Raw genomic sequence first — 25,643 nt, forward strand, 5'->3', positions numbered from 1 at the left:
GCAGAGTAGCGCATGAAACTTAAGATAACCTTAGCGGTTGAGGTGCGCTCTGGGGCAGATATGGTCGGTTTTTCTTACCGACAGAAATAGGGACTTGCCAGCGGCGGTGAAGCAGTCTTCAATTAAGGGACCAGCATCAGGAGATTATGTGGCTCAGCAACTTGAGTTTTTTGACATCCCCAGCCCATGCCGCGGTATCTGCCAAACAGATGACCGTGGTTTTTGTCGTGGTTGCATGCGCAGCCGGGAAGAGCGTTTTAATTGGATGCAGCTGAGTGATCCGCAAAAGCGCGATGTACTGCGTCTGTGTCGTCAACGTTTATTGCGCTTGCAGCGCGCCAACAAGCAGCCCGATGAATCTTTGCCAGAACAACCTTCTTTATTCTGATTCTTTGCTGCCTTTTTAACGTTTCTGGCGATTTTATGGCTCAGCCCCCAATTGACCCCTAATTCATTGACCAAGGATGATGATCCTTTTCGTCGGTTGTGTATGCTTATGGGCAAATAAACAAATGAGGTAGCTGATAATGGATACACGTAGCCAACTTGCTCCGCAAGGGCCTGAATTTTCCCGCATGATTTGCGGTTATTGGCGCCTGATGGAATGGGGTATGACGCCTGAACAATTGCTGGTATTTATTGAACAGCATATTGAATTGGGTATCACCACCGCTGATCACGCAGATATTTACGGCGGTTATCAATGCGAGCAGGCATTCGGCAAAGCATTACGTCTTAAACCCTCCCTGCGTAGCCAACTGGAGTTGGTGAGTAAATGCGGTATTGCGACCACCGCGAAGCCGGAGCATGCGCTGGGGCATTATATTACCGATCGTTCACACATCATTGAAAGTGCTGAACAATCACTGACTCATCTGCATACCGACTATCTTGATTTATTGCTGATTCATCGCCCAGATCCATTGATGGATGCCGATGAAGTTGCTGAAGCATTCACTCAATTGCATAAAAGCGGCAAAGTAAAACATTTTGGTGTTTCAAACTTTACTCCGGCTCAATTTAGTTTGCTGCAATCGCGCCTGCCATTCTCATTGGTAACTAATCAGGTAGAGATTTCGCCGCTACATCAGCCGGCGATTGTCGATGGCACACTCGATGCTTGCCAACAATTGCGTATCAAACCAATGGCTTGGTCTTGTTTGGGCGGCGGTCGCTTATTTAGTGATCCTGAGTTCCAGACATTACGTGATGAATTACAAGCTGTTGCGGATGAAATTGGCGCGGAAAGTATTGAGCAAGTGGTTTACGCCTGGGTTCTGCGTTTGCCATCGGCACCGCTGCCAATCATTGGCTCTGGCAAGATTGAGCGGGTGAAAACTGCCTGGGCGTCACTCTCTCTGACGATGACTCGCCAGCAGTGGTTCCGTATTCGTCGTGCCGCGCTGGGCTATGATGTGCCTTAAGACTTTTCTTTGCGCCAGTTTAGGCTGGCGCAGCTTGGCTTCCCTCGGCGGGTACGGCCAATTGCAGTTGTGTTAGTGAGCAATATAGCCGCCAGATAAGCCCGGCCAGCTCTCGACCCGTGGCATCCGGATATTGCCCCAAAATAGCACTCATCCGCTGCAACTCTTGCAACGTGGCTTGCAACGACGTCGGTTGAATCCCTTTCTCGGTCATACAACCCTTCAAACAGTGGATACACACATCACGCACCGCAGACAGGGGCGCTGACGTGGTTTGCCAATCACGTAGTTGCCAGACCACATGGCTGCAATTGAGCAGCACCATCCCCCAGCGCAGTAGCCATAACCGGGCGGGTTGGTCCTTGCTAAGATTAAGCTGACTGATGCGATGATAAATCAGTGATTCGAATTGATGCTGACTCTGTCGCGGGTGACTGCTAAGTTGATCGATAAAATCACGGCGAAGCATGCGAATAATGCGGCGACTTTTGCGTTTATCAGAGCTGGGGCGCAGCAGCTGGAATGCGACACCGGCCAGCATAACCCCCACTAATTTAGCGATGTTATCATTCAGGAACTCTTGATAATCATAACTCGGTGGGTTGGTGACACTCAAGAAAGACCCCATAAATACAATCAGTTGCCCCCACAGCGAAGCATAAGACGGATGTTGGAGCTTCATCATTTGCATGGTGATTAAAATCGGGAACAGCAGCACGGCAAATTGCCAAAAATCATCTATTTGCACCATCACGCCAAATTTCAGAATAAAACAGCCGATAGAGAGCAAAACAATGGCTTTCAATAGGGTGGCGATGCTGTCCGTTGGTGAGGGTGTGGCAGAGTAGAGCACACAACTGACCGCGGCTAATGCCAGTGCCGCACTGCCAGAACTCCATTGTGTGTTGATCCAGAATGCGCAGCCGATAACAATACAAACGAAGGTTCTCAGGCCATTATAGGCCGCTTCATAGGTGTCGGTATGGCGAGCCAGTGATGCCACTGGCGGCGGCGATAACATGCCACTTTCCGGCTCTTTATCCAATTGCGCCAGCCAGCGATTCACTTGCAAATAGAGCCAGCAGAAATGACGTAATCGTAACCAGAAGGCCCGGTGACGATAGTCAAACTCATCATGAGGGGCGATTTGTTGCAGTATTTTGGCCAACTGATACTTATCACAATCCGGTTGTTGTAAGGCGGCCAGTAATTGTGCCAGAACCGTTGCCAAATTTTCCGGCGGCGAAGGCCAGTTAACCAACATACGGCGCAAACTGGTAATCACGCTAGTGATGCGTAGCTGGCGATGCAGAATAAAATTCAATACGTTATTTTGTCGCCGCAGCCGGTAGTGGCTCCAAAACGCCTGAATTCGCAGCAGATTCATGGTGAGGATCTGACCAATCAACCCCTCGTGTGAGGTGCGAATCTGTGGCGTCAGCTCGGTTTGCCATAATAATTCAGCATGTTCCAGTAAACGCGACTGCATCCGGCGCAGGGATGTCAGCAGTGCTTCGCCGTCGGAGGTACTGGGCAGCAGCATCATCATCAGCCCGCCGCAGAGAATACCGGTAATGACCTCACAAACCCTGGCTTGGGCAATATCAAAAATTTGTTGTGTATCAGTGATATTGACAGTCGAGAAAGCAATTATGGCGGTGGTGTAACCGGCTAATGCAAAAGCATAAGAAACGTTGTTCTGGTAATGATTTGAGACAAAAGTACAGCAGCCAATCCAGGCGGCAATGACAAAAGTAAACAACCAAGGGTCATTGAGGCAATGACCGGCAATCATCAACGATGCCGCGGCACCAATGAGGCTACCAATAACCCGACCAATACTTTTACTGATGACACCACCGACTGTCGGGAAACTGACAACCGCGGCAGAGGTCATTGCCCAGTAGGGTTCATCCAGATTCAGTGCAAAGGCAATCCACAGCGATAAGCACATCGCCAGTGAATTGCGCAGCGCGTAGCGCCATTGGCCAGCATTGGCTTTACCCCAAGGGGTTTGCTGCCACGAGGGGAAAGCAAGGCGCATGGCTTATTGCACCAAGGAGATAGTGCAGGTGGTACCGGCAATCAAAGTGACGTCGGCAGGAACATCCAGCAATTTAATTCTCACCGGAACCCGCTGCGCCAAACGCACCCAAGGGACATTCGGCTTCACATCGACCAATAAATTGCCGCTGGTATCGACACTCTGGTCATAAATTGCGCGACCAATACTTTCCACCACTCCCCGTAAAGGAATGTTGCCATTATACAGCACAATTTTGGCTTCATTACCTTCTCTAATGTGTCTCAGTTTGGTTTCTTCAAAATAGCCCATCACATAGAATGAGTCGGTATCTATTAGCGCGACTAAAGGAGTTCCTGTGGTTGCGTAGTCGCCTACGCGGGTCTGTAAGTTAGTGATATAGCCATTGGCTGGAGCATAAATACGGGTTTTGCTGAGATTCCATTTCGCTTGTTCAAGGTTGGCTAAGGCGCCTTGATAAGCCGCTTTCATACTCTCTGCGGTTAAATTGGCAATATCGAGATCTTCGCCAGAAATGATATTTTTCGGCAAGTTTCGGCGGCGTTCGGCTTCATGATTAGCTTTGGCTAATTCAGCCTGAGCCCTGACGACAGCCGCTTGGGCATTATCCAGCGCCAGCTGATAAGGTTGTGGGTCAATCACAAATAATAAGCTCCCCGAGCTTACCAACTGGTTATCATGAACTAGTATGTTAACCAGCCGGCCAGAGACCTCCGGGGTGATGCTGACTAATTCTGCCCGGACTTTGCCATCGCGAGTCCAGGGAGATTGCATGTAATAATTCCACATCCACCAACCAGCACAAAGTGCGAGGGCGAATACAATGACTGAGGTGAAGTATTTAAAAGACTGATGATTCATATCAATTTACCAACTGGCTAATATCCATAAAGAAACGCTGACTGCAATGACAAAAATTGACAGATCCATTAATATTGGATGCCAGATGTCACCAGAGTAGATCCAATTCCGTAGCATATGATGGATCAATAGCCATAACACCAAACCTAGCATAACCGCCTTAAACATTGGCGGGAAATAGATTGAGGCACCTAAAACCAAGTCTGAAAGTGGTGCGTTAGGGGATAATATAGATACATACATAAGGTTAATCCTTAAGAGGTAATTTTAGTAAATACATCATTTTTGCTAAAGGATTCCCCGTATTTATTGCTATTGTCCTAGCATCGACGGTATATATACATTTGTGTTTTTAATGTTAATTACCCAAAATAGACTGGACTCTGGTAGTTATGCTAGCACGCTAAATAAAAGGAGGGGCAATTGGAATCGACATTAGGATCTGATTTAGCACGATTAGTTCGCGTTTGGCGCGCACTTATTGACCATCGGCTGAAACCGTTGGAGCTGACCCAAACGCATTGGGTTACTTTGCATAACATTAATCGTTTACCACCTGAGCAATCACAGATTCAACTGGCAAAAGCGATTGGTATCGAACAACCATCACTGGTTAGAACCTTAGATCAACTGGAGGAGAAAGGTTTAATCACGCGGCATACCTGCGCAAATGACCGACGTGCGAAGAGGATAAAACTGACGGAACAGTCTTCACCGATAATAGAGCAGGTTGATGGAGTCATCTGTTCCACCCGTAAAGAAATTCTTGGGGGAATTTCGCCAGATGAAATTGAATTGCTATCTGGTTTGATTGATAAGCTCGAGAGAAACATTATTCAACTACAAAGCAAGTAATAATAAAGCTTTAGATTTCTATTCACAGCAGAAAGATTTTTTCGTTGAAAAAACAAGCCAGGGCGCATTACCGCCCTGGCTTTTATTTAGGGATGACCTGAGGGCGATTAGCGTGGGCTAACAGTCACCGTGCTGCCGCTGCTGGCGAGCATGACACGCTGACCAACGCTAAAGCGGGTTGGACCTTGCTTCTGAACGACCAGAATAGTGGTGCCATCATCTTTGCGAACTTCAAGCTGCACACCGTCAGTACGGTTCATTGCCCCCTGAACACCTTGCCCAGCCATACCACCCGCCACAGCACCCGCTGCAGTTGCCAGGCTACGACCTGTGCCACCGCCGACAGTATTGCCAAGGAAACCACCCAATACGGCACCACCGATAGCGCCCATAACATTGTTATCATCGCCGCCCTGAATAGTCACAGGACGCACGGAAAGCAATGTGCCGTAAGTCACCGTCTGTACTTGCTTCGCTTGTGAGGCGCTGAATACATCACCAGACAGCGTGCTGTTGTTAGCACAACCGGTTAGAGTCACTGCGGCAATAGCAACGGCGATTAATGGCTTGATCATAAAAACTCCTATTAAAAATGCATAACCGTATTACGGTTTAGTATGCCAGGGATATCCAAATCCAGTCCATTGACGGCCTAGTATCTGCATAAAGTATGGCTTACCCAAATGTTTATTTCACTACTTAACTGATTTTTGACGACGTGCTTAATTTTTCTACCACTTCAATGGGTCGCAGCTTAGCGGTTTATCCTTCAACCAATATTAAACGGCAGTTTAACTTTCTTAAAGTAAGAAATATCACTCCAATAAATGAAACCGTAAGAACTAATGACTTTTATGTGACCTTTCCTACAAATAGAAAGCATTCTTTAAGACATGCCCCTATGGCGGTATACACTTAAAAAAGTATATCTTTTCATGGTGTTAATTTTACTATTCCGACATGGTTCACGGAAAGTCTTGTCACTATTTTATCCCTTAAGGGGAAATAAGGTCATTGCTATGAAATCAGGCCGTTTTATTGGAGTCATGTCAGGAACCAGTCTGGACGGGATTGATGTGGTGCTGGCGGCTATTGACCAGCGCATGGTGGCTCAGCAGGCCAGTTACAGTCACCCGATGCCAGTACAGTTGAAAAAAAATATTCTTGGCATGTGTCAGGGCCAGTCAACCACCTTATCGGCCGTCGGTAAGCTTGATGCCGAATTGGGGATATTATTTGCCGAGGCAGTGCTGGCCTTGTTGGCCAAAGAGGGACTGACGGCGCAAGACATCACGGCGATTGGTTGCCACGGGCAAACTGTGTGGCATGAGCCACTGGGAGAACCCGCCTTTACTATGCAATTAGGGGATAATAATCGCATTGCGGCGATGACCCACATTGCTACCGTTGGCGATTTCCGCCGCCGCGATATGGCTTATGGCGGGCAGGGCGCGCCTCTAGTCCCCGCCTTCCATCATGCCTTATTAGCCCACCCCACAGAGCGGCGCATGGTATTGAATATTGGCGGCATTGCGAATTTATCGATGTTGCTGCCAGATTTACCGGTGCGTGGTTTTGACACCGGCCCGGGAAACATGCTGATGGATGCCTGGATCTGGCGCAACCGTTCACTGCCTTATGACAAAGATGCGGCTTGGGCGCTGCAAGGGCAGGTCAATCAATCACTGCTTGAGCTAATGTACAGCGACCCTTACTTTGCGTTACCGGCCCCGAAAAGTACCGGGCGTGAGTATTTCAATGCCGGATGGTTGGATAAACAACTGGCTAAAACTCCGGCAATAGCACCTGAAGATGTCCAGGCCACGCTGGCTGAGTTAACTGCGCTATCAATCGCAGAGCAGGTTCAACTGGCAGGAGGTTGTGATCGTCTGTTGGTCTGCGGCGGTGGCGCGCGTAATCCGCTGGTGATGTCGCGGATGTCGGCGCTGTTACCGGGCACTGAAGTGTGTGTGACGGATGATTTCGGTGTCAGTGGTGATGATATGGAGGCACTGGCCTTCGCTTGGCTGGCATTTCGCACTTTATCAGGCAAACCGGGTAATTTACCCTCAGTAACCGGCGCGAGTTGCGAGACCATTTTAGGAGCAGTCTATCCTGTATCGTCACGATGAGGGTGCTAAGCTGCCATAGATTAGGGCAGCTTATTCACTCAATAAGGACGACATCATAATGAAACGCTTTCTTTGCATAACAGCGGTAATGGCGCTGGCGGGGTGTAGCCTGGTACAACCGAAGAACGAAACTTTGCATTATCAATGCGGTACTACCAAGCTGACGGTAATGCAGGACAATAAGCAAGATAAGGTCAGTTTTGTTTTAGACGGTGAACAGTTGACGCTACCGCAAGTGCGCGCGGCATCTGGCAGTAAATACAGTGATGGGCATTACACTTTCTGGTCGAAAGGCAACAGTGCTTTTGTTGAACGTGGCGATAAAATCATTATCAATGATTGTGTTTTGATCAAGTAATCGGGCCATTGTCGGTTCAGGGTGATTGTGATTCTGTTGCTGCAAGGGCAGAATGATAATCACTGCTTTCCTGCGCGTTATAGAGCTTATATGACTGACAATAATGAATTTGATGTTGCAGATTTGCGCCGTGAATATATTCGTGGCGGTCTACGCCGTAGCGATTTAACCGAAAATCCATTGGAATTATTCGAGCGCTGGCTAAAACAGGCGTGTGATGCCCGTTTGCCCGACCCAACCGCCATGTGTGTGGCAACCGTTGATGCTAATGGCCAGCCTTATCAGCGCATTGTGCTACTCAAGCATTATGATGATCAAGGGATGGTGTTTTACACCAATTTAGGTAGCCGCAAGGCGCAGCAATTAGCTGAGAATCCACATATCAGCTTGTTATTCCCTTGGCATATGTTAGACCGGCAAGTCATTTTCCTTGGCAAAGCTGAACGGCTTACCACCCTCGAAGTGCTGAAATACTTCAGCTCGCGCCCTAAAGATAGCCAGATTGGTGCTTGGGTATCCCAGCAATCTTCACGGATTTCAGCCCGCGGAGTGCTGGAAAGCAAATTCCTCGAGCTAAAACAAAAATTCCAGCACGGTGATATCCCTCTCCCCAGTTTTTGGGGCGGATTTCGCGTTAAATTCGACTCTGTCGAGTTTTGGCAAGGTGGCGAACATCGTCTGCATGACCGTTTTATTTATCAGCGAGATGCAGATGCATGGAAAATTGACCGTTTAGCCCCTTGAGAATGATGAAATAGTTGTGGTTAAACCTAGCGCTCGCGGGACGGGCGCTTTATTCTATACCTTCCTTGAGCACCCCTCGTAAAATACAATTTTTGTACCAGACAATGTTTGTCACAGAGAATGTTTGTCACAGAGAATTTTTGTAGCAAGCAATGTCTCGTAAAAGAACATGTTTCGTAAAAGACAATGGAGTCGTTGATGACCAGCAGCAACCTGATTAAACAATTGCAAGAGCGGGGCCTCGTTGCCCAGGTTACGGATGAAAACGCGTTAGCAGAGAGACTGGCGCAAGGGCCAATTTCACTGTATTGCGGTTTCGATCCTACCGCAGACAGCTTGCATTTGGGCCATCTGGTTCCATTGTTATGCCTAAAGCGTTTCCAACTGGCAGGGCATCGCCCGGTGGCCTTGGTTGGCGGTGCTACCGGCATGATTGGTGATCCGAGCTTTAAGGCCAGCGAACGTAAGCTGAATACCGAAGATACCGTCAATGAGTGGGTGGAGAAAATCCGCCGCCAGGTTTCACCCTTCCTGGATTTTGATTGCGGTGAAAACAGTGCGATTGCCGCGAATAACTATGACTGGTTTGGTGGCATGAACGTGCTGACTTTCCTGCGCGACATCGGCAAACACTTCTCCGTTAATCAGATGATTAATAAAGAAGCGGTGAAACAGCGCTTGAATCGTGATGACAGCGGTATTTCATTCACTGAGTTTTCATACAACTTGTTGCAAGCATACGATTTCGCCTGCTTGAACAAAGCTCACGGCGTAGTCCTGCAAATTGGCGGTTCGGACCAGTGGGGCAACATTACCTCAGGTATCGATTTGACTCGTCGTCTTCACCAGCAGCAGGCTTATGGTCTGACCGTGCCGTTGATCACTAAAGCAGATGGCACCAAGTTCGGTAAGACCGAAGGTGGCGCAGTATGGCTTGATCCGCAGAAAACCAGTCCGTACAAATTCTATCAATTCTGGATTAATACTGCGGATGCTGATGTTTATCGCTTCCTGAAATTCTTTACTTTCATGAGCATGGAAGAGATTAATGCGCTGGAAGAAGAAGATAAAAACAGTGGCAAAGCACCACGGGCGCAGTATGTGCTGGCCGAAAATGTGACCGCTATGGTCCATGGTGCTGAAGGTCTGGCAGCGGCCAAACGTATTACCGATAGCTTGTTCTCAGGCAATCTGCATGACATGACCGAGGCTGACTTTGCCCAGTTGGCACAAGATGGGATGCCGACGATTGAGCTGAGCCGCGATGCAGATTTGCAGCAAGCGCTGGTGAATGCCGAGCTGGTGCCGTCCCGCGGTCAGGCACGCACGATGATTAACTCTAATGCCGTTGCTATCAATGGTGAGAAGCAGTCAGATCCAGAATATACTTTCACTGATGCTGATCGCCTATTCGGCCGCTATACCTTATTGCGCCGTGGCAAAAAACATTATTGCCTGATTAGCTGGTTATAAGAATGAAATAAGATAAGGGGCAGAAATGTCCCTTATTTTTTTTAAGCGCCCTTAACTTTAGGCCGTACCATGAAAAATATACTTTCGATTCAATCACACGTTGTTTTTGGTCATGCAGGGAATAGCGCTGCTGAATTTCCTATGCGCCGGATGGGGGTTAATGTCTGGCCGCTGAATACTGTCCAGTTTTCCAATCATACACAATATGGTCACTGGACCGGATGTGTGATGCCCGCCAGCCATTTAACTGAAATTGTCCAAGGCATTGCCAATATTGATCGGCTGAAAGATTGTGATGCCGTATTGAGTGGTTATATTGGTTCCCCCGAGCAAGGCGGCCATATTTTGGCGGCAGTGGCGCAAGTAAAACAGGCCAATCCAGCAGCCTGGTATTTCTGCGATCCGGTGATGGGGCATCCTGAGAAGGGCTGTATTGTTGCTCCCGGTGTGGCTGAGTTCTTCTGCAAAGAGGCATTACCCGCCAGTGATATTATTGCCCCCAATCTGCTTGAACTTGAGCAACTCAGCGGTGTGCGAGTAGAGAATGTCGAGCAGGCGGTTAACGTTGCCCGCGAGCTTTGTGCTAAAGGGCCAAAAATTGTATTGGTTAAGCACCTGAGCCGAGCAGGTTATCATGCTGATTGCTTTGAAATGCTCTTAGTTACCGCTGATGAGGCATGGCACATTAGCCGCCCGCTGGTGGACTTTGGCGCTCGTCAGCCGGTGGGTGTCGGTGATTTGACCAGTGGTTTATTGTTGGTCAATCTGCTTAAAGGCGAGCCACTGGATAAGGCGCTCGAGCATGTGACGGCGGCAGTATATGAAGTGATGCTGAAAACTCAGGCAATGGGTGAGTATGAGCTTCAGGTGGTTGCAGCGCAGGATGCTATTGTTAATCCGTCATGCCAGTTCACCGCCAATCCCCTTAGTATTTGAAGTCGCAGAGTTGTTAGCTACGTGCACTCATCCCAGTGACTTAGTGAACTAAGCTCCAGTGGATTCGTTCAGTTGCCGCCTTGCTGCAATACGAAATCTATTGGGTAGATAAGCTGCCATTTATATCAAGCGCCCCTTAAAGAGGGGCGCTGCTCTTAATTTAATCTCTTATTTCTTCGCGTCTTCGGCGGCTAATGCCGCTTTTACTGCTGGGCGTTCAGCCACTCGTGCCATAAATTTATCTAAATGGCTGCGTTGCTTAATTTCAAGCTTCAACGCATTGGCCCAGCGGGTGACGGTAAATAGATAAGCGTCAGCTACACTGAATTTTTTGCCTAACAGATAATCATGCTGTGCTAATACGCTATCGACATAACTGAATTGCTTATCTAGCCGCTCACGAGCAATCGCTTTATACTCTTCAGGTGTTTTTGAATTAAACAGTGGGCTGAAACCTTTATGTAATTCAGTCGCAACGAAGTTTAACCACTCAATGGCATGGTAGCGGGAAAGGGTACCTGATGGGGCAATCAGATGGCGATCTGGCACTTTATCCGCCAAATATTGCACGATAGCCACACCTTCAGTTAGCAGGCTACCATCATCCAGCAGCAGCGCGGGGACCTGTCCTTTGGGATTGATGCTTAAATAGTCTTCACCCGTTTCAGTCTTTTTGGTCGCCAGATCGACGCTTTCAATACTGAAGTCCAATCCTGCTTCACGTAATACGATATGCGGAGATAAAGAACAGGCACCGGGTTTATAGAACAATTTCATCACAAACTCCTTAATAGAGCACTGAAAGAAAAAAGCTTCCTTAATCCTAAGGCAGACGAGAGAAAAATGCAGCTAGCGACGTAAGATAATTATGCGGAAAATAACAGTGGGAATAGAAATCAATGTGGTGCAAGAAATAAAGTGCCCGCAGCGGAGAGGACTTCCCCGCTGTAGGTCATCCATGACAGCTAATTTCTGTCAGTGGAAATTAATTACCGTGGTGGACGGGTGCTGATCGATGCTGACCAGCTAAAAGTGGTGGTGCTTGGTGCTGTTTTTTTGGTTTTTCTTTCGACGCGGGTTAACTTGGCGACTTGTTCTCTGGCGTGCATGATTTTTTCTATTGCTTCGTCTTTGACTTTATTTTGTTCTGAATTGGTTAATGCCCTTCCTAAATTGATCCTGGCTTTATCGAGTTGCGTTTTGACGTCACGTTGCTCACTTTCGGTCATTTCTTTTAATGTCAGCTTTTTCATTTTTTTTGCCTTGTTTGCATCAGTCCTACACAGTGTACAACCTTATGCTGTACGGGGATGTAAGAGATTGCGATCCAGGCGACATTAATTACCATAAAAGCCTGTTAACGGTTTCAAATAGGAAATAAAGAACCCCGCTTTACGAAAAATTTCGCAAAGCGGGTAGTAGTAGCAAGACCAGGAGTGAAGAAAAAGCGAGTGCGAAGCCTATTGGCTATAGCAATCGTGAACCGTAGCCCCACAGTAGAACGGTCAGGCCAAGGAGTAACTCTAATACTAAAACGCCAATGGCAAAGGTGGAGCCGGAGAAGATAAATCCCTCTTGTCGGTCAATATTCAAGAAGGTAGGGATCCCCAGATACATCAGATAACCGGCATAGCAAAGTGCCACAATCCCCACCAGCAAACACAGCCAAATAATAGGGTAGAGGGCCACCACACCCGCTAAAAACATCGGTGTCGCGGCATAACCGGCGAACAGGGTACAACTTTGCCAACTGGGGCGGCTTTCATAGCGGCGCGCCATCCAGTAAATCACGCGGCCCATCAGGGCGACGGCGGCCAGGATCAAAACATAGAAAATAATGGCGGAATAGAGCGCGGTAAGGGGTGTCAGTTTTATGCTCTGGCCATCACCGAAATTCCAGCCCACTTGCGTGGTGCCGATAAACGCGCAAATCACCGGAATAGCGGCCATCAACAGTACGTGATGAGCATACAGGTGCTGGACACTTTCACCTTCATGCTTGATTTGCTGCAATTCCTGACTGGGATGGGTCAGAAGCCCCCATACATGGTTGATCATAAGTCACCTCCTTGCCCGCTACCGGCCGCGAATAACAGACAAATATCATCCCCATAGCACTGGGGGATGGGGTTTAATGCCACACGACCTAAGATCAGTATAGTTCGTTTTTTACACTGTCATAATGTGATGCTGTTCACGCACAAGTGGGAGAGGATTGCAGACATCAATAGCTTAAATACCTAAGATAGGTCATTAACCATATCAATGAACTCACCACAGGAGCAGCTAATGGGTATTCAGGGAAATGATAGTCGGATCGACAACATAGAGTTTGCTGTCAGTGACATTGCCCGTTCGAAGGCGTTTTATGGCACGGTTTTCAACTGGCAGTTTACTGATTACGGGCCGGGATACTGTGAGTTTACTGATGGCCGGTTGACTGGGGGTTTTACTACCTTAAGTGAGGTTCAGCCTAATGGCGGGCCGCTAATTATTCTGTATGCAGATAATTTAGAACAGACGCAAAAACGTCTGGTAGCGGCGGGTGCGCCAATTGTGGTGCCTATTTTTGCTTTTCCAGGTGGACGACGTTTCCACTTTACCGATCCAGATGGTTATCAATTGGCGGTATGGTCAGATAACTAAGTTGCCCATGATCAACTTGAAAAAAACCGCCCAAGAGTGAAAGGCGGTTTTTAATCTCAGCGGATTAAGCCGTATTGCTTTATTTTTTCTCAATCAGTGGGCTGTATTCCACTGGCACCCAAGTGTAACCGACTTTATCAGCCCGAACATGGCCGAGGCCAGGGAACGGAAGATGAGCACCGGCTACCCACAGTTTGTCTTTCGCGGCTTCAGCAAAAATGGCTTTGCGGGTTGCAATGGCCTGTTTGCTATCAGAATCAAACTCTAAAGAGACATTCGGATGTGCGAATTGAATGGAGTGACTGTGCACGATATCCCCCCAAACCAGCAAATTGTCACCTTTTGAAGAGAAAAGATATGAGGTATGGCCCGGTGTATGGCCCGGAGTCGGCACCACTTTGACGCCAGGGAGTAGGGTTTCACCCGCCGTGTATATTTTTAACTTATTATTGGCGACATAAGGGGCAACCGACTCCATTGATTTTTCAAACATTGGGCGGTGCTCTGGTGGTGCCTTACTGGCGACGTCTTTATTCAACCAAAAATCCGCATCCCCTTTTGACACATAGACCGTGGCGTTGGGGAACACGGCTTTGCCTTGATTGTTGATGCCACAAGCATGGTCGGGGTGCAGGTGAGTCAGTAGCACGGTATCAATCTGTTCCGGCTGATAACCTGCGGCGCGAATATTATCCACCACTACCCCGAGTGTCGGCCCGAAACATTGTGCCGCGCCAGCATCAACTAACACCAAGTGACTGCCGGTGTTAATCAAGAAAGCATTTACCGCTGTCTGCACGCCGTTAGTGCTATCAATAAACATACTGGAGAGCAGCGTTTGGATATCTTTTTCGCTGATATCTTTCAGCAGATTAGTGCCCAGTTTTATATAACCGTCATAGATAGCCGTGACTTCAAAATCCCCTAATGCCATCCGGTAGTAGCCGGGAACCTGTGTTTGCTGCTGGGCGGGCGCTGCGGCGCTACTGATCGTCGGCAGGCTGAGAGCCAGAGTGCTGGCCCCGACAACTGACAGCGCCAGTAATGTTTGGCGGAGTTTTGTTTTGCTAAGCAATGCAGTCTTCATCGATACCCTCAGAGGTGAGTAAAAAATCTTGTTATAGACCAAATGTATTTTCTAAATGGATGGTTGTCACTTAAAGGATTGAGCAGGGGCAGTGTTTAGGAAATATTAGGTGGGAGGATGGAAATTTCCAGTTTGGCGTAGGAACGTCGTTGGCAAGCGTAAAAATAAAAACAGCGCCCCAGAGGAGCGCTGTTAGTTAGTCAGATAATTATGCTGCTGTTACCGGGGTGGCTTTCTTGCTGTCACTCGGTGCCAATGTCATGCGATACAGTTTTGGCGCAGTCAGCATCATCAGTACGGCGATGACGGCGGTGACAATACCAATCTGCATAAACACGTGGCTGTAGATAGCCAGTGATGCATGGGCGTCGGTGATATCACTTGGTACAGCGGTCAATGCCGCGACTTTACCGGCGATCAGGGCTGCCGCCGCAGTGGTCAGGAACCATGACCCCATGATGAAGCCCATTAAACGCTGAGGAACCAGCTGTGCAACCATCGCCAGACCGAGGCCAGAAATCATTAATTCACCGATACTTTGCAGTGCATAGCTCAGAATCAGCCAGTTGACGGAGACGATACCGTGCTCGTTAGCGAAGCTTGCGCCCCATGGCAAGACCAGGAATGCCGCAGAACAAAGCACCATGCCGAAAGCAAACTTATGTGGCATTGGCAGGCGGTCGCCCATTTTATTATAGATAGCGGCCAATATTGGGCTGGCAACCATGATCCAGAATGGGTTCAGTGCCTGATATTGTTCTGGTTCAAAAGCAATGCCAAAGATTGAATGCTCAACGTTGTGAATAGCAAAGAAGTTCAGTGAGGTTGGCATTTGGCTATACAGCACAAAGAACACCACGGCTTCCAGCATCAACAGGAACGCCACAATCATTCGGCGACGTGCTGTCCCGTGCAGAGAAAACGTCTCTTTGGCAAAGATAAAGATAATGCCCAGTGAAACCAGTGCCAGTGCCCAGCGCGCCACAATTTGGTTATGTAACAACCAGCTAGACAGGGTAACCAATGCAACCACGCCAATCAGTACCATCAGTAATTTTTTAAACTGCAATGGTGCAAAGTCAGGTTTAGAACCTTGGTTTTTCACCCACTTACGGCAGAACCAGAAGTTCACCAGAGTGATCAACATCCCCACTACGCTGAGAGAGAATGCCACGCTCCAACCATATTTAGCGGCTAACCATGGTGTTGCCAGCATAGAGAAGAACGAACCGATATTGACGGACATATAGTACATGGTGAATGCACCGTCCAAACGCGGGTCGTCTTTGTTATAGCAGGTTGAGAGCAGGGAGGATGGGTTAGCTTTAAACAAACCATTACCAACAGCAATGGTCGCCATGCCCAGATAAACCCAGAAAATGTCATGACCCGAGTAGGCGATCATGGTATAGCCCACAGCCAATGTCAGTGCGCCGAGCACGATGACACGTTTCGCGCCGAGAACCTTATCACCTAACCAGCCACCGATGGCCACAAAGCCATAAACCAGTGCGCTGAAGGAAGAGAATAACGTGATGGAATCGGCTTCGCTCATCCCGAGCATTTTGACCAGATAAACGGCCATGATCCCTTGCAGGCCGTAATAACCAAAACGTTCCCAAAGCTCTATAGAAAAGATCAGATAGAACGCTTTCGGCTGCTTGAAAGCATTCATGCTGATGTTTTCGGGCTGTTCACTGTTTGGTGGTTGTTGATTGCTGTTTGCTGTTGACACGAGAAACCTCTGTTTTTCACTACCGGCCATAAATGACAGGAAATACAAAAGTGAATGCGCGGATGGCATCCTTTTGCGTTGTTATAAGATGTTTGGCGGCGGTTAATGTTCACTATCTTTGTCAACGAGACAAGGCTTTTGTAATGTTCTGTTACATATATCCCTCTCAGTTCGATGTAACCATGTTACAAATGTTATGCAGTATTAACGTTTATGTTTTGGCTGTTTGGCGAATTTTTGTTTTGATTAAAAGCTGAACTGATTTTATTTAGTGATATATTCTGCTATTTGGCTAATTTATGGTTCATATAGTTATCTGTATGTGAATAACCAAACCAATATTGTGCTTATATGGAAAAGTCTGAAATTATCCAAAGTTAGCTTAAATGTTAACCAGGTAAAAACCTGAGCCGCGAGTTAAACTGGGATCTGGATCAGAGAGTTGTGTAAATTTTTTCACCTAAAAGCACCCCAAGGGCAAAACATAGGGTGCGAGCACAATGATATACTGCCGGTAATCGTAAAAATCTGAGTATTGTATGGATATCAAACAGCTTATCTATCTCTGTAATTTAGAGCGCGAAAAACACTTTGGCCGCGCGGCTGAAGCCAGCTTCGTTAGTCAGCCGACACTGTCGATGCGCTTGAAAAATCTGGAGCGGGAGCTGGGAGTGGCCCTGATAAACCGTGGCAATAACTTTGAAGGATTTACGGCGGAAGGTGAGCGTGTTTTAGCTTGGGCGCGGGAGATTGTCTCGGTCTATCAAGGGCTAAAACTAGAAGTTGAGTCACTCAAAAATGGGTTAAATGGCACGCTGCGTATTGGTGTGGTGCCACAATGCAGTATTTCACTGGCGCGTTTGCTGAAAAGCGCCAGCGAGCACTATCCCCATCTGGACTATCGGGTTTCAGTATTAAGTGCGGATCAGCTGCTCGAGGCGTTGACCGGTCACTCAGTGGATGTCGGCATTGGCTTTTTTGAACTGAACACATTGAAAGAATTGCATTTTCAGGTTCAGCCTTTAGTTGATAGCGGTGTTGATGTGGTGTTTCATCCCGAGCATTTCCCTGATTTGGTTGGTACTGAGCCGCTGACATTGGCGCAAACAGCCGCCTTACCACTCTGTTTAACGGAGCCTAGCCGCTATTTTCGCCGCTATATGGATAACAGCTTTCGCGATGCGGGGCTGTCATTGCATGCCCGGCTGGAAAGCACCTCAATTTTCCAGTTGTTACAAGGTGTTTTTGTCGGGCTGGGCTGCGGGTTGTTCCCTCAGGGCAGTTTGTTGCCGGATATGTCGCCAGCACTACAGCGGCGGCCAGTGGATATTCCTAAGATGAGCCGACATGCCGCCGTGGTCGTGGCTGAGCCAGGGCGAGTCACACCACTGGCTCAGCATTTCTTTGATGTTGCCCACGCGTGGCTAGCGACTCACGAAGCTTGATGACCAGCAGTATGGATGAGCATCAAACGGCTTGCCCTAACGTGTGGCGGAGGCGGTTGGTCCAGCCTGCGGTTGCCACGTTAAAGATAATACTCAGTAATTGTTCATTGCTGATGCCAAGGGCGAGCAATGGGCTGACGTGCTGCGGGCTAAAACGTTCCGGTGCGCGGGTCAATTCGGCAGTAACATAAATAAGCTGGTGGGTGATTTGCTTATCTGCTTGGCTTGCCAGCGCGCAATCAATCCCGGCCTGTAGCGCCGCCAGTAATGATGAATTCCCGGCCCATTGCTGCAAATGGTGTTGATGACGCGCCTGACAGTAGCGGCTGCCGTTGATCCGGCCACTGACCAGTGCTATCCACTGTTGCCAAGCCGTGGCAGCTGAATCGACGGTCACTAACTGAAGGTTTTGAGCCTGCGCGGTAATCGCATGATAAGCATGTGAACTGAGTGGGTGGAGTGCCAATAATTGGTTCAGTGTCAGCTCAGGATTAACCTGTGGCTCTTCAGTCGCTGTTGCTGTTAATCCCGGCAACCAACCTTGCCATAGAGAGTCAATCTCCGGTAACTGACTTGCGCTGGCATCTTCCATGCGCGGGAAACCGGGCAACATGACAGTCGGATAGCCGGCCTGAGCCGAAAAACCGGCTACGACTCGGGCCTGATAACCCACAAAACCAATTACCTGCGATAAAACAATAATATCTGCGTTGCTCAAGCCTACGTCGGCTAATTGTTGCAGTGCGTGCCTATCGATTAAGGTCGGCTGGCTGGCGAGTTGGCGAGCATATTGGGTAATTTGTGTTAGCCGCATATTGCTTTCCCGCGATGCATCCGGGCTGGAAAGCGGGGTGAGACGCGCGGCATAGTGGCTGCACAAACGTTGAACGCCGGTCACCTGCGCGACGGTCAATGCGCTACTTAGTCGGTCATAGAGCGAGAATCGATGGTCGTGATCTGGCTCGACAATCGCCGGGAAAAGCGCCTGATACATCGCATCTGAAGCCCGTAAGATAAGGGCGTGATGCTGCAATGCGTCATCTAGTACGGCGGGAACACTCTCGGCTAGGCCGAGCAGAAAAATACCTTGCTCAGTGGTGTTCTCATCATGGTGGCGGTTGCTGATATTACTACTATTAGCACAGTAACTTTCATCGCTGGCTGACGCCGCGAGGCTCCCGCCGCTACGTTGAGTTTCATGATACCAATGGGCATTATCGTGGCGTCTAAATTGCACCATAGTGACCTCCGTTAGGGGCAGCAACATGCCAGTGTGAAAGGCAGCAGTGGGGTAATCACAACTGAATGACCGGCCGGATGTGAGTAGCGGATTAGTGCGGTATCTGGCTGGGAGCAATGCAAAGTGCAAGGATTCGACATCGGCAATATATCCTGTTGTTTTGAGGAGTGAACACAGTGGATATCATTGCTGATTGGGTTTGCGAGATAAAATAATGTTAAACCATAATCCATAACCAAAAGTAATAACATATTATTATATATAACAAAAATGTTGTTACGTTAGTCAGTAATTGACTAATGGATGAGGAAAATAGAAAAAATCCGCGCCGGATAGGTCGCGGATGACAAAGCGGGGCGTGACCTTACTTAGCCGGTGGTGGGCGATTACTCTGGTTTCTTCAGGTTCAACTCATTCATTGCCGCAATACTGAAACCGCCATCAACATGCAGGATTTCACCGGTGATGCCTGCGGCTAAATCGGAACACAGGAATGCGGCCGGATTACCGACATCTTCAATGGTGACGGTGCGACGAATAGGGGTTACCGCTTCACAATGTGCCAGCATTTTACGGAAGCTATCAATACCCGAAGCTGCCAGTGTGCGAATTGGCCCCGCAGAAATGCCATTGACACGAATGCCTTCTGGCCCCATCGCATTAGCCATATAGCGCACGTTGGCTTCCAGAGAGGCTTTTGCCAAGCCCATTACGTTATAGTTTGGAATAGCACGTTCAGCACCCAGATAGGTCAGGGTCAGCAGGGCCGCGTTCGGGTTGAGCATGGTACGGCAAGCTTTTGCCATAGCGACAAAACTGTATGAGCTGATGTCGTGCGCAATGCCAAAACCTTCGCGGGTGACGGCATCAATATAGTCACCTTTTAACTGATCCGCTGGAGCAAAACCAATCGAGTGCACGAAACCATCAAATTTCGGCCAAGCTTGGCCTAAGTCAGTAAACAGCTGCTCAATACTCTCATCCTGCGCGACGTCGCAAGGGAAAATCAGTTTGGAACCGAGTGCCGCCGCAAACTCTTCAACGCGACCTTTTAATTTGTCATTCTGATAGGTGAAGGCCAATTCAGCCCCTTCGCGGTGCATGGACTGGGCAATGCCATAAGCAATTGATAATTTGCTGGCGACACCTGTTATCAGAATGCGTTTGCCGGTAAGAAAACCCATAGCAATAATCCTTTTGTGTACATTAACCGGGCGCGATATTGAGCCGGTACTGTATTGAGGCCTCTCCACGCAGAATTCGTCGCGTGGCAGTATTAAAAATTGCCGGAATCCCGCCGCCAGGCATCGGCGGTCAATGCTTCACCAAAATGGCTGGCAATTAAGCGTTTGGTCAGGTCATGCAGCGGCGCCGCCAACACTTCAGCGGTGCTGCCACGTTCCACTACTTCCCCTTCATGCATCACAATCACTTGGTCACTGATATGCTTCATCATGCCTAAGTGCTGAGTCACATAAATATAAGATATTCCGTGCTTTTCCTGTAACTCCAGCATCAGATTAATAATCTGCGAGCGCATGGACATATCCAGTGAGGCTAGCGCTTCATCGGCAACAATCACTTTGGGTTGCAAAATGAGTGCCCGCGCCAGCGCGATACGCTGCTTCTGGCCTGAAGCCAACATATGAGGATAGTAATTAGCGTGATCAGGTAACAGCCCCACCTGACGTAAAGTCTGATAAATGCGCTGCTCACGGGCGGCTGAGTCTAAATCCGTGTTCAGCTTCAGTGGCGCATCCAGCAGTTGACCAATACGTTGGCGCGGATTCAGTGAGGTGCTAGGGTCTTGGAAAATCATACGGATACGTTGACTACGATAGGCGTAATCACCATAAACCAGACGATGGTCGTCAATGAGCAACTCACCGTCAGTCGGTTCAATCATGCCTGATAGCATCTTCGCCAGTGTGGATTTACCCGAGCCATTCTCACCAATAACCGCCAGTGTTTGTCCCTCACGTAAGGTAAAACTGACGGATTTAACCGCCTCTACATGTTGGCGGCGAAATAACCCGGTGCGATAGCGGAAGGTTTTGCTCAGGTTACGGACTTCGAGCAGCGTCTCGGCCATTATTGCTCCTCCAAATTTAAGGGGAAGTGGCAGGCAAAGGCGTGGTTTTTAACCAATCGCAAGCGCGGCGTTTCAATGCAGGTTTTTTGTGCATACGGGCAACGTGGCCCCAGACGACAGCCGATCGGCAAATGCTCCAGTGATGGAATGGCTCCCGGCAAAGTATTCAAGCGGCTTTTATGTGGCAAAGAACGACCAAAATCGGGCATGGCGCGGATCAAGGCTTGAGTATAGGGATGATGCGGGGCCGCCAGCAGATCTTCACAAACGGCACTTTCCACGGTTTGACCGCAATACAGCACATTAACCCGGGTCGCCCATTTGCTCATCATCTGCAAATCATGGCTAATGAGCAAAATAGTGGTGTTGTTGTTCTGATTCAGCCGCGCCAGCAGGCGGAAAATTTGTGCCTGGGTGGTCGGTTCCATCGCATTGGTCGGTTCATCGGCGATCAGCAGCCGTGGCTGGTTTGCCAGAGCGATAGCAATCATAACTTTTTGGCATTCACCCTCGGTCAGCTCATAAGGGTAGCTGCGCATAATATCTTTGTGGTCTTTGATCCCCACCCGGTGCAGCAACTCTATCGCGCGCCGTTGACGCCAATGAAATCGCTGCCACCAGCGGCCTTTATACGTCCAGCCGGGGATGGCTTGCTGTAGTTGTCGGCCAATACTTTCGGAAGGGTCCAGACAAGATTGCGGCTCTTGGAAAATCATCGAAATATTATGGCCGATCACCTTACGCCGCTCACGTGGGGTCAATTGCAGCAGGTCAATATCGTCAAAACGAAAACGGTCTGCGGTGATGCGCCAGTTATCTTTGCTGACTCCGCAGATAGCTTTGGCAATCAAACTCTTACCTGAGCCAGATTCACCCACTAATCCACGGACTTCCCCCTCTGTCAGAGTAATGCTAATGCGGTCAACCGCCTTTACCATGCCCTCAGAGGTCATAAATTCAATAGTGAGGTTACGAATATCAAGTAACGGCATTATTCCACCCCCGCATTAATCGCTCGGCGCATACCATCACCTAACAGGTTTACCAACAACACACTCACTAAAATGGCACCGCCGGGCAGCATCACCGTCCAAGGGGCAACATAGACTAAATCCAGTGAATCACCCAGCATGGCACCCCATTCCGGCGAAGGTAACTGCGCGCCTAAATCGAGAAAGCCCAAGGCGGCGATATCCAAAATGGCCATCGAAAGGGCGCGGGTAAACTCCGTCACTAACACCGAGGCAATATTGGGCAAAATGGCATAGGCCAGAATATGCGGAGTGGAAGCGCCGTCCAGACGGGCCGCAATCACATACTCTTTATCCAACTCATCATGAACAGCGCTATAAATAGTCCGAACCATTCGCGGTAATAATGCTAGCCACACGGCGAACATGGCATGCTCTAAACTCGGGCCGACAAAGGCCACAACAATGATAGCCAGCAGTAATGAAGGAATAGAGAGCAAGGTATCCAGAATATGATTCAGGATCGCGGAGCGGAAGCCATGAGTAATACCGGCAAAGACACCGAGCACCACGCCACACAGTGCTGCGGCGACAGTGACGAGCAGCGCGGAGCCATAAGTAGAGGCTGTACCCGCCAATAAGCGGCTTAATATATCGCGGCCTAAATCGTCAGTGCCAAGGAAGAAAGAGACATTGCCATAGCGAGACCAAGAGGGTGGCAGTAATTGATAACCTAAAAACTGTTGGTCGAGGGCATAGGGGGCCAATGTACTGCCCAGCACACACAGCAACAACAGGCCAACAACCCCGTAGAAACCCACCATCGCCAAGCCATCAGAATAGAACAGCCGCCAGGTATACAGCAACGGGCTGGGCATTTTCTTCTCGCGGTAGACATTATCGAAGGGCATACCATTCCTTATGCTTTAGCGGCGTCATCATTGCGCCCAGAATATCTGACAGGACGTTAATGACGATGACCAACGAACCCACCACCATCACACCGGCAGAGATAGCGGCGTAATCTTGCTGACGAATGGCGTTAATCAGCCAACGGCCCAACCCCGGCCAGTTAAAGACCACTTCGGTTATCATCGCCAGTGTCAGCATGGTTGAGAATTGTAATCCTAATTTCGGGATAATCGGCGGCAGCGCATTATGCAGCACGTGGCGGCGAATAATGGTGAATCTTGATAAGCCACGGGTGGCTGCCGCTTTGATATAATTTTGCCCGATAACATCATCGGTGCTGGTGCGCATCAGGCGGATAACTTCGGTGGTAGGAGCCACCGCCAGTGCGGTGATGGGCAAGATCATATGCTGAAGCGCACTGAGCATCATCTCTTTACGATAAGGTGAGGGTGAGAGCCAGGCATCGACTAATGCCAGCCCGGTGACCGGTTTTACCTGATAGAGCAGATCAAAACGCCCTGATACCGGTAGCCATCCCAAATGCAGCGAAAAGAACAGCATCAATAACAGCGCCAGCCAAAACACGGGAATTGAGAAGCCGATGAGAGCAATAGAACTGATGGCGATATCAGCAAATTTGCCGCGCATCACCCCGGCAATAATGCCCAACGGAATGCCGACAAACAGCGCCAGGGTAAAGGCTAAAACACACAGCTCCATGGTGGCTGGGAAAGCTTCGCGTAGCTGCTCACTGATAGGCTGACCATTAATGCTGGAAACGCCGAAATCCCACTGCAACAAGCTACTGAAATAGAAACGATAGGCATCCAGCAGCGCTGCGCCATTTAAGGGCGCATGAGGGGTAAAGTAGCTCAAACTAAAACTGACCAGCGACAACATAAACAGAGTTATCATTAGCAGTAATAAGCGCCGTAAGGTGAAGATGATCATGGCTTTTTGCCCTCATCGCTCTCGCGGAACACGCCAGCAAAAGAAGAATTGCCAAACGGACTGAGTACCAAACCTTTAATATCATAGCGGTATGCTTGTAACCGCAAGGATGATGCCAATGGCAGCAGCGGCAACTGTTGCTCCAGAATACGCTGGGCTTGCTGATAATAATCAATACGTGCCGACAATTGCTGGGAACGTAATGCTTTTTGCAGCAGATCATCAAACTCCGGGTTACACCAGTGAGCATAGTTTGTTTGCGAACGAATTGCTGCACAGCTTAATAATGGGCGGAAGAAACTGTCTGGGTCATTACTGTCGGTTGACCAGCCAGATAGCGTCAGGTCGTGACTCATCTCCATCAGCCGCGCCTCTTGGAAACGGCCCTCGACCGGCACAATATTCACGCTAATTCCCACCTGTGCTAAATCCGCCTGAATTAGCTCCGCCGTTTTTAATGGGCTAGGGTTGTAGGATTGCGACGCGGTAGGTACCCATAAATTGAGTTGCAGCTTAGTGATACCCAGCTCTTTGAGTATTTCCTTGGCTTTTTCCGGATTGTATTCAGTGACTTGAGCTTGGCTATCATAAGCCCATGATGCGCGCGGCAAGATAGATGCTGCCGTCTCGGCGGTGCCGTAATAGATAGATTGCATCAAACGCTGGTTATTAATAGATAAAGCTATGGCCTGGCGCACGCGCTGGTTATTGAGTGGCGGTTTACGGGTGTTGAAGGCCAGATAGGCGACATTCATCCCCGGGCGCAGTGTCAGCCGCAAGCGCGGGTCATCACGTAAAATAGATAACTGGCTGGCCGCGGGATAAGCCAGCACGTCACACTCACCGGTCAGTAATTTAGAGAGACGGCCAGTGCCACCGGCACCTAAGTCAATCACCACCTGAGGCATGCGCGGCAAACCTTTCCAATAGGCACTATTGCGGAATAACCGGATATATTGACCAGAGCGATATTCATTCAATAAGAATGGACCGGTACCCACAGGCTCGCGGTCGATCTGCTCCTGTCGCCCCTTTTTAGTTAAGACATCGGCATATTCGGCCGACAGCACCGGCGCATAATGGGTTGCTAAATGCCACAGGAAGGAGGCGTCGGGCGCTTTTAGTTTAAATTCAACCGTATAGTCATCCAGTTTTTTGACACTTTGTACTGCATCGGCAAATTGCAAACTGTCAAAATAGGGATATTCGCCGCCATTGACGTCATGGTAGGGGTGCTGCGGGTCAAACACGCGCTGAAAACTGAACACTACATCATCGGCATTCATCTTCCGAGTGGGAGAGAACCAGTCGGTGGTCTGGAAAGGGACATCTTTGCGTAAATGAAAACGATAAGTCGCGCCGTTATCCAGCACTTGCCAGCTTTCGGCTAACTCCGGGATTAACCGATAGGTATAAGGGTCGACATCCAGCAGCCGGTCATAAAGCTGAGCAGCCAAGGTATCGACTGTTAATCCGCTGCTGGCCATCTGTGGGTTAAAGGTATTGAGTATCCCGCTGACACAATAAACAAAACCACGCTGACGGATATCCGGCAGTGGTTGAGTGGGTTCGGCGGCTGGGGCAGGTTGCGCCAGCGCGGGAGTCGCAAGGCAAGCCAGCGACAGCATCCAAATCAGTAAAGCACGCATATACGCTTTCGCAGTCAGTAAGCAATGTTCTTAGTGTACCGTAATCTGGCACGCCCCCCAATCCATTGAGCAAAACAACTATTCATTG

At 49.0% G+C, this 25,643-nt stretch carries 26 protein-coding genes; 10 read left to right on the forward strand and 16 right to left on the reverse strand.

Features of this window, described 5'->3' with window-relative positions; all coding sequences use genetic code 11:
• The first annotated feature begins 148 nt into the window (after positions 1-148).
• Together N0H69_RS13560 and N0H69_RS13565 are read left to right on the forward strand one after the other, a co-directional pair.
• Entirely contained in the window at positions 149-388 is a 240-nt protein-coding gene (locus N0H69_RS13560) for a DUF1289 domain-containing protein (RefSeq protein ID WP_050107142.1), read from the forward strand.
• Positions 389-527: 139 nt separating this feature from the next.
• Positions 528-1,424, forward strand: a complete 897-nt coding sequence (locus tag N0H69_RS13565) for an aldo/keto reductase (protein ID WP_050134518.1) — start codon at positions 528-530, stop codon at positions 1,422-1,424.
• A 19-nt stretch (positions 1,425-1,443) separates the two neighbouring features.
• Here N0H69_RS13565 and N0H69_RS13570 read toward each other — a convergent pair whose 3' ends face one another.
• The 3 genes from N0H69_RS13570 to N0H69_RS13580 are packed head-to-tail and all read right to left on the reverse strand — an operon-like array spanning position 1,444 to position 4,572.
• Positions 1,444-3,468 carry an FUSC family protein gene (locus N0H69_RS13570; RefSeq protein ID WP_050107140.1) on the reverse strand — a complete coding sequence of 675 codons (2,025 nt, stop codon included), beginning with the start codon at positions 3,466-3,468 and terminating at the stop codon, positions 1,444-1,446.
• 3 nt (positions 3,469-3,471) lie between these two features.
• Positions 3,472-4,329, reverse strand: coding sequence for an efflux RND transporter periplasmic adaptor subunit (locus tag N0H69_RS13575; protein ID WP_050121275.1), 858 nt, complete (start codon positions 4,327-4,329; stop codon positions 3,472-3,474).
• Between the two features lie 6 nt (positions 4,330-4,335).
• The gene (locus N0H69_RS13580; protein WP_050107138.1) at positions 4,336-4,572 is read right to left on the reverse strand and encodes a DUF1656 domain-containing protein; all 237 of its coding nucleotides are present in this window, start codon (positions 4,570-4,572) and stop codon (positions 4,336-4,338) included.
• 180 nt (positions 4,573-4,752) lie between these two features.
• Between N0H69_RS13580 and rovA the strand changes: the two genes are divergently transcribed.
• Positions 4,753-5,184 carry a virulence master transcriptional regulator RovA gene (gene rovA / locus N0H69_RS13585; protein ID WP_004706617.1) on the forward strand — a complete coding sequence of 144 codons (432 nt, stop codon included), beginning with the start codon at positions 4,753-4,755 and terminating at the stop codon, positions 5,182-5,184.
• A 107-nt stretch (positions 5,185-5,291) separates the two neighbouring features.
• Here the strand turns inward: rovA and N0H69_RS13590 are convergent, their stop codons facing one another.
• Positions 5,292-5,759 carry an outer membrane lipoprotein gene (locus tag N0H69_RS13590; protein WP_004706618.1) on the reverse strand — a complete coding sequence of 156 codons (468 nt, stop codon included), beginning with the start codon at positions 5,757-5,759 and terminating at the stop codon, positions 5,292-5,294.
• Positions 5,760-6,203: 444 nt separating this feature from the next.
• Here N0H69_RS13590 and anmK point away from each other — a divergent pair, with 444 nt between their 5' ends.
• The 5 genes from anmK to pdxY all read left to right on the forward strand — a co-directional run bounded on the left by anmK (position 6,204) and on the right by pdxY (position 10,827).
• The gene (anmK, locus tag N0H69_RS13595; protein ID WP_050151168.1) at positions 6,204-7,316 is read left to right on the forward strand and encodes an anhydro-N-acetylmuramic acid kinase; all 1,113 of its coding nucleotides are present in this window, start codon (positions 6,204-6,206) and stop codon (positions 7,314-7,316) included.
• A 58-nt stretch (positions 7,317-7,374) separates the two neighbouring features.
• Positions 7,375-7,674, forward strand: coding sequence for an MliC family protein (locus N0H69_RS13600; protein WP_050151169.1), 300 nt, complete (start codon positions 7,375-7,377; stop codon positions 7,672-7,674).
• Positions 7,675-7,764: 90 nt separating this feature from the next.
• Positions 7,765-8,418, forward strand: a complete 654-nt coding sequence (gene pdxH / locus N0H69_RS13605; protein WP_050107201.1) for a pyridoxamine 5'-phosphate oxidase — start codon at positions 7,765-7,767, stop codon at positions 8,416-8,418.
• Positions 8,419-8,616: 198 nt separating this feature from the next.
• The gene (tyrS, locus tag N0H69_RS13610) at positions 8,617-9,891 is read left to right on the forward strand and encodes a tyrosine--tRNA ligase (protein WP_050107135.1); all 1,275 of its coding nucleotides are present in this window, start codon (positions 8,617-8,619) and stop codon (positions 9,889-9,891) included.
• Between the two features lie 69 nt (positions 9,892-9,960).
• Complete coding sequence (gene pdxY, locus N0H69_RS13615) at positions 9,961-10,827, forward strand: pyridoxal kinase PdxY (protein ID WP_050151170.1); 867 nt, start codon at positions 9,961-9,963, stop codon at positions 10,825-10,827.
• Positions 10,828-10,995: 168 nt separating this feature from the next.
• On the opposite strand, the gene gstA is transcribed toward pdxY, so the two are convergent.
• From gstA to N0H69_RS13630, 3 genes are all read right to left on the reverse strand, one after another.
• Entirely contained in the window at positions 10,996-11,604 is a 609-nt protein-coding gene (gene gstA / locus N0H69_RS13620) for a glutathione transferase GstA (protein WP_050107133.1), read from the reverse strand.
• 212 nt (positions 11,605-11,816) lie between these two features.
• Positions 11,817-12,080: a YjbD family protein gene (locus N0H69_RS13625; RefSeq protein WP_050107132.1), complete on the reverse strand. Its 264-nt coding sequence runs from the start codon at positions 12,078-12,080 to the stop codon at positions 11,817-11,819.
• Positions 12,081-12,294: 214 nt separating this feature from the next.
• Complete coding sequence (locus N0H69_RS13630; RefSeq protein WP_072077497.1) at positions 12,295-12,885, reverse strand: Yip1 family protein; 591 nt, start codon at positions 12,883-12,885, stop codon at positions 12,295-12,297.
• A gap of 231 nt (positions 12,886-13,116) precedes the next feature.
• Here N0H69_RS13630 and N0H69_RS13635 point away from each other — a divergent pair, with 231 nt between their 5' ends.
• Positions 13,117-13,473 (forward strand): VOC family protein, encoded by a 357-nt coding sequence (locus tag N0H69_RS13635; RefSeq protein WP_050107131.1) that lies wholly within the window; start codon positions 13,117-13,119, stop codon positions 13,471-13,473.
• A gap of 79 nt (positions 13,474-13,552) precedes the next feature.
• On the opposite strand, the gene N0H69_RS13640 is transcribed toward N0H69_RS13635, so the two are convergent.
• Together N0H69_RS13640 and dtpA are read right to left on the reverse strand one after the other, a co-directional pair.
• Entirely contained in the window at positions 13,553-14,560 is a 1,008-nt protein-coding gene (locus tag N0H69_RS13640; RefSeq protein WP_050121279.1) for an MBL fold metallo-hydrolase, read from the reverse strand.
• A 208-nt stretch (positions 14,561-14,768) separates the two neighbouring features.
• Positions 14,769-16,295, reverse strand: a complete 1,527-nt coding sequence (dtpA, locus tag N0H69_RS13645; RefSeq protein WP_050107129.1) for a dipeptide/tripeptide permease DtpA — start codon at positions 16,293-16,295, stop codon at positions 14,769-14,771.
• A 539-nt stretch (positions 16,296-16,834) separates the two neighbouring features.
• On the opposite strand from dtpA, the gene N0H69_RS13650 reads away from it, so the two are divergent.
• Positions 16,835-17,740, forward strand: a complete 906-nt coding sequence (locus tag N0H69_RS13650; protein ID WP_050151171.1) for a LysR family transcriptional regulator — start codon at positions 16,835-16,837, stop codon at positions 17,738-17,740.
• A gap of 22 nt (positions 17,741-17,762) precedes the next feature.
• On the opposite strand, the gene N0H69_RS13655 is transcribed toward N0H69_RS13650, so the two are convergent.
• The 7 genes from N0H69_RS13655 to sapA form a co-directional block, all read right to left on the reverse strand.
• The gene (locus N0H69_RS13655; RefSeq protein WP_050151172.1) at positions 17,763-18,980 is read right to left on the reverse strand and encodes a CMD domain-containing protein; all 1,218 of its coding nucleotides are present in this window, start codon (positions 18,978-18,980) and stop codon (positions 17,763-17,765) included.
• 386 nt (positions 18,981-19,366) lie between these two features.
• The gene (gene fabI / locus N0H69_RS13660) at positions 19,367-20,164 is read right to left on the reverse strand and encodes an enoyl-ACP reductase FabI (protein ID WP_050151173.1); all 798 of its coding nucleotides are present in this window, start codon (positions 20,162-20,164) and stop codon (positions 19,367-19,369) included.
• A gap of 92 nt (positions 20,165-20,256) precedes the next feature.
• Positions 20,257-21,072: a putrescine export ABC transporter ATP-binding protein SapF gene (sapF, locus tag N0H69_RS13665; RefSeq protein ID WP_032910189.1), complete on the reverse strand. Its 816-nt coding sequence runs from the start codon at positions 21,070-21,072 to the stop codon at positions 20,257-20,259.
• A complete protein-coding gene (sapD, locus tag N0H69_RS13670; RefSeq protein ID WP_050107125.1) occupies positions 21,072-22,064 on the reverse strand; it encodes a putrescine export ABC transporter ATP-binding protein SapD in 993 nt (330 codons plus the stop codon). The genes sapF and sapD overlap by 1 nt, the downstream gene beginning before the upstream one ends.
• The gene (gene sapC / locus N0H69_RS13675; protein ID WP_050107124.1) at positions 22,064-22,954 is read right to left on the reverse strand and encodes a putrescine export ABC transporter permease SapC; all 891 of its coding nucleotides are present in this window, start codon (positions 22,952-22,954) and stop codon (positions 22,064-22,066) included. The genes sapD and sapC overlap by 1 nt, the downstream gene beginning before the upstream one ends.
• Positions 22,941-23,906, reverse strand: a complete 966-nt coding sequence (gene sapB, locus N0H69_RS13680; protein ID WP_050107123.1) for a putrescine export ABC transporter permease SapB — start codon at positions 23,904-23,906, stop codon at positions 22,941-22,943. Before sapB ends, sapC begins: the two co-directional genes overlap by 14 nt.
• Complete coding sequence (sapA, locus tag N0H69_RS13685) at positions 23,903-25,555, reverse strand: ABC transporter substrate-binding protein SapA (protein ID WP_050151174.1); 1,653 nt, start codon at positions 25,553-25,555, stop codon at positions 23,903-23,905. The genes sapB and sapA overlap by 4 nt, the downstream gene beginning before the upstream one ends.
• Between the last annotated feature and the right edge of the window lie 88 nt (positions 25,556-25,643).

It is taken from the genome of Yersinia alsatica (genome assembly GCF_025133195.1).
Taxonomy (GTDB): domain Bacteria; phylum Pseudomonadota; class Gammaproteobacteria; order Enterobacterales; family Enterobacteriaceae; genus Yersinia; species Yersinia alsatica.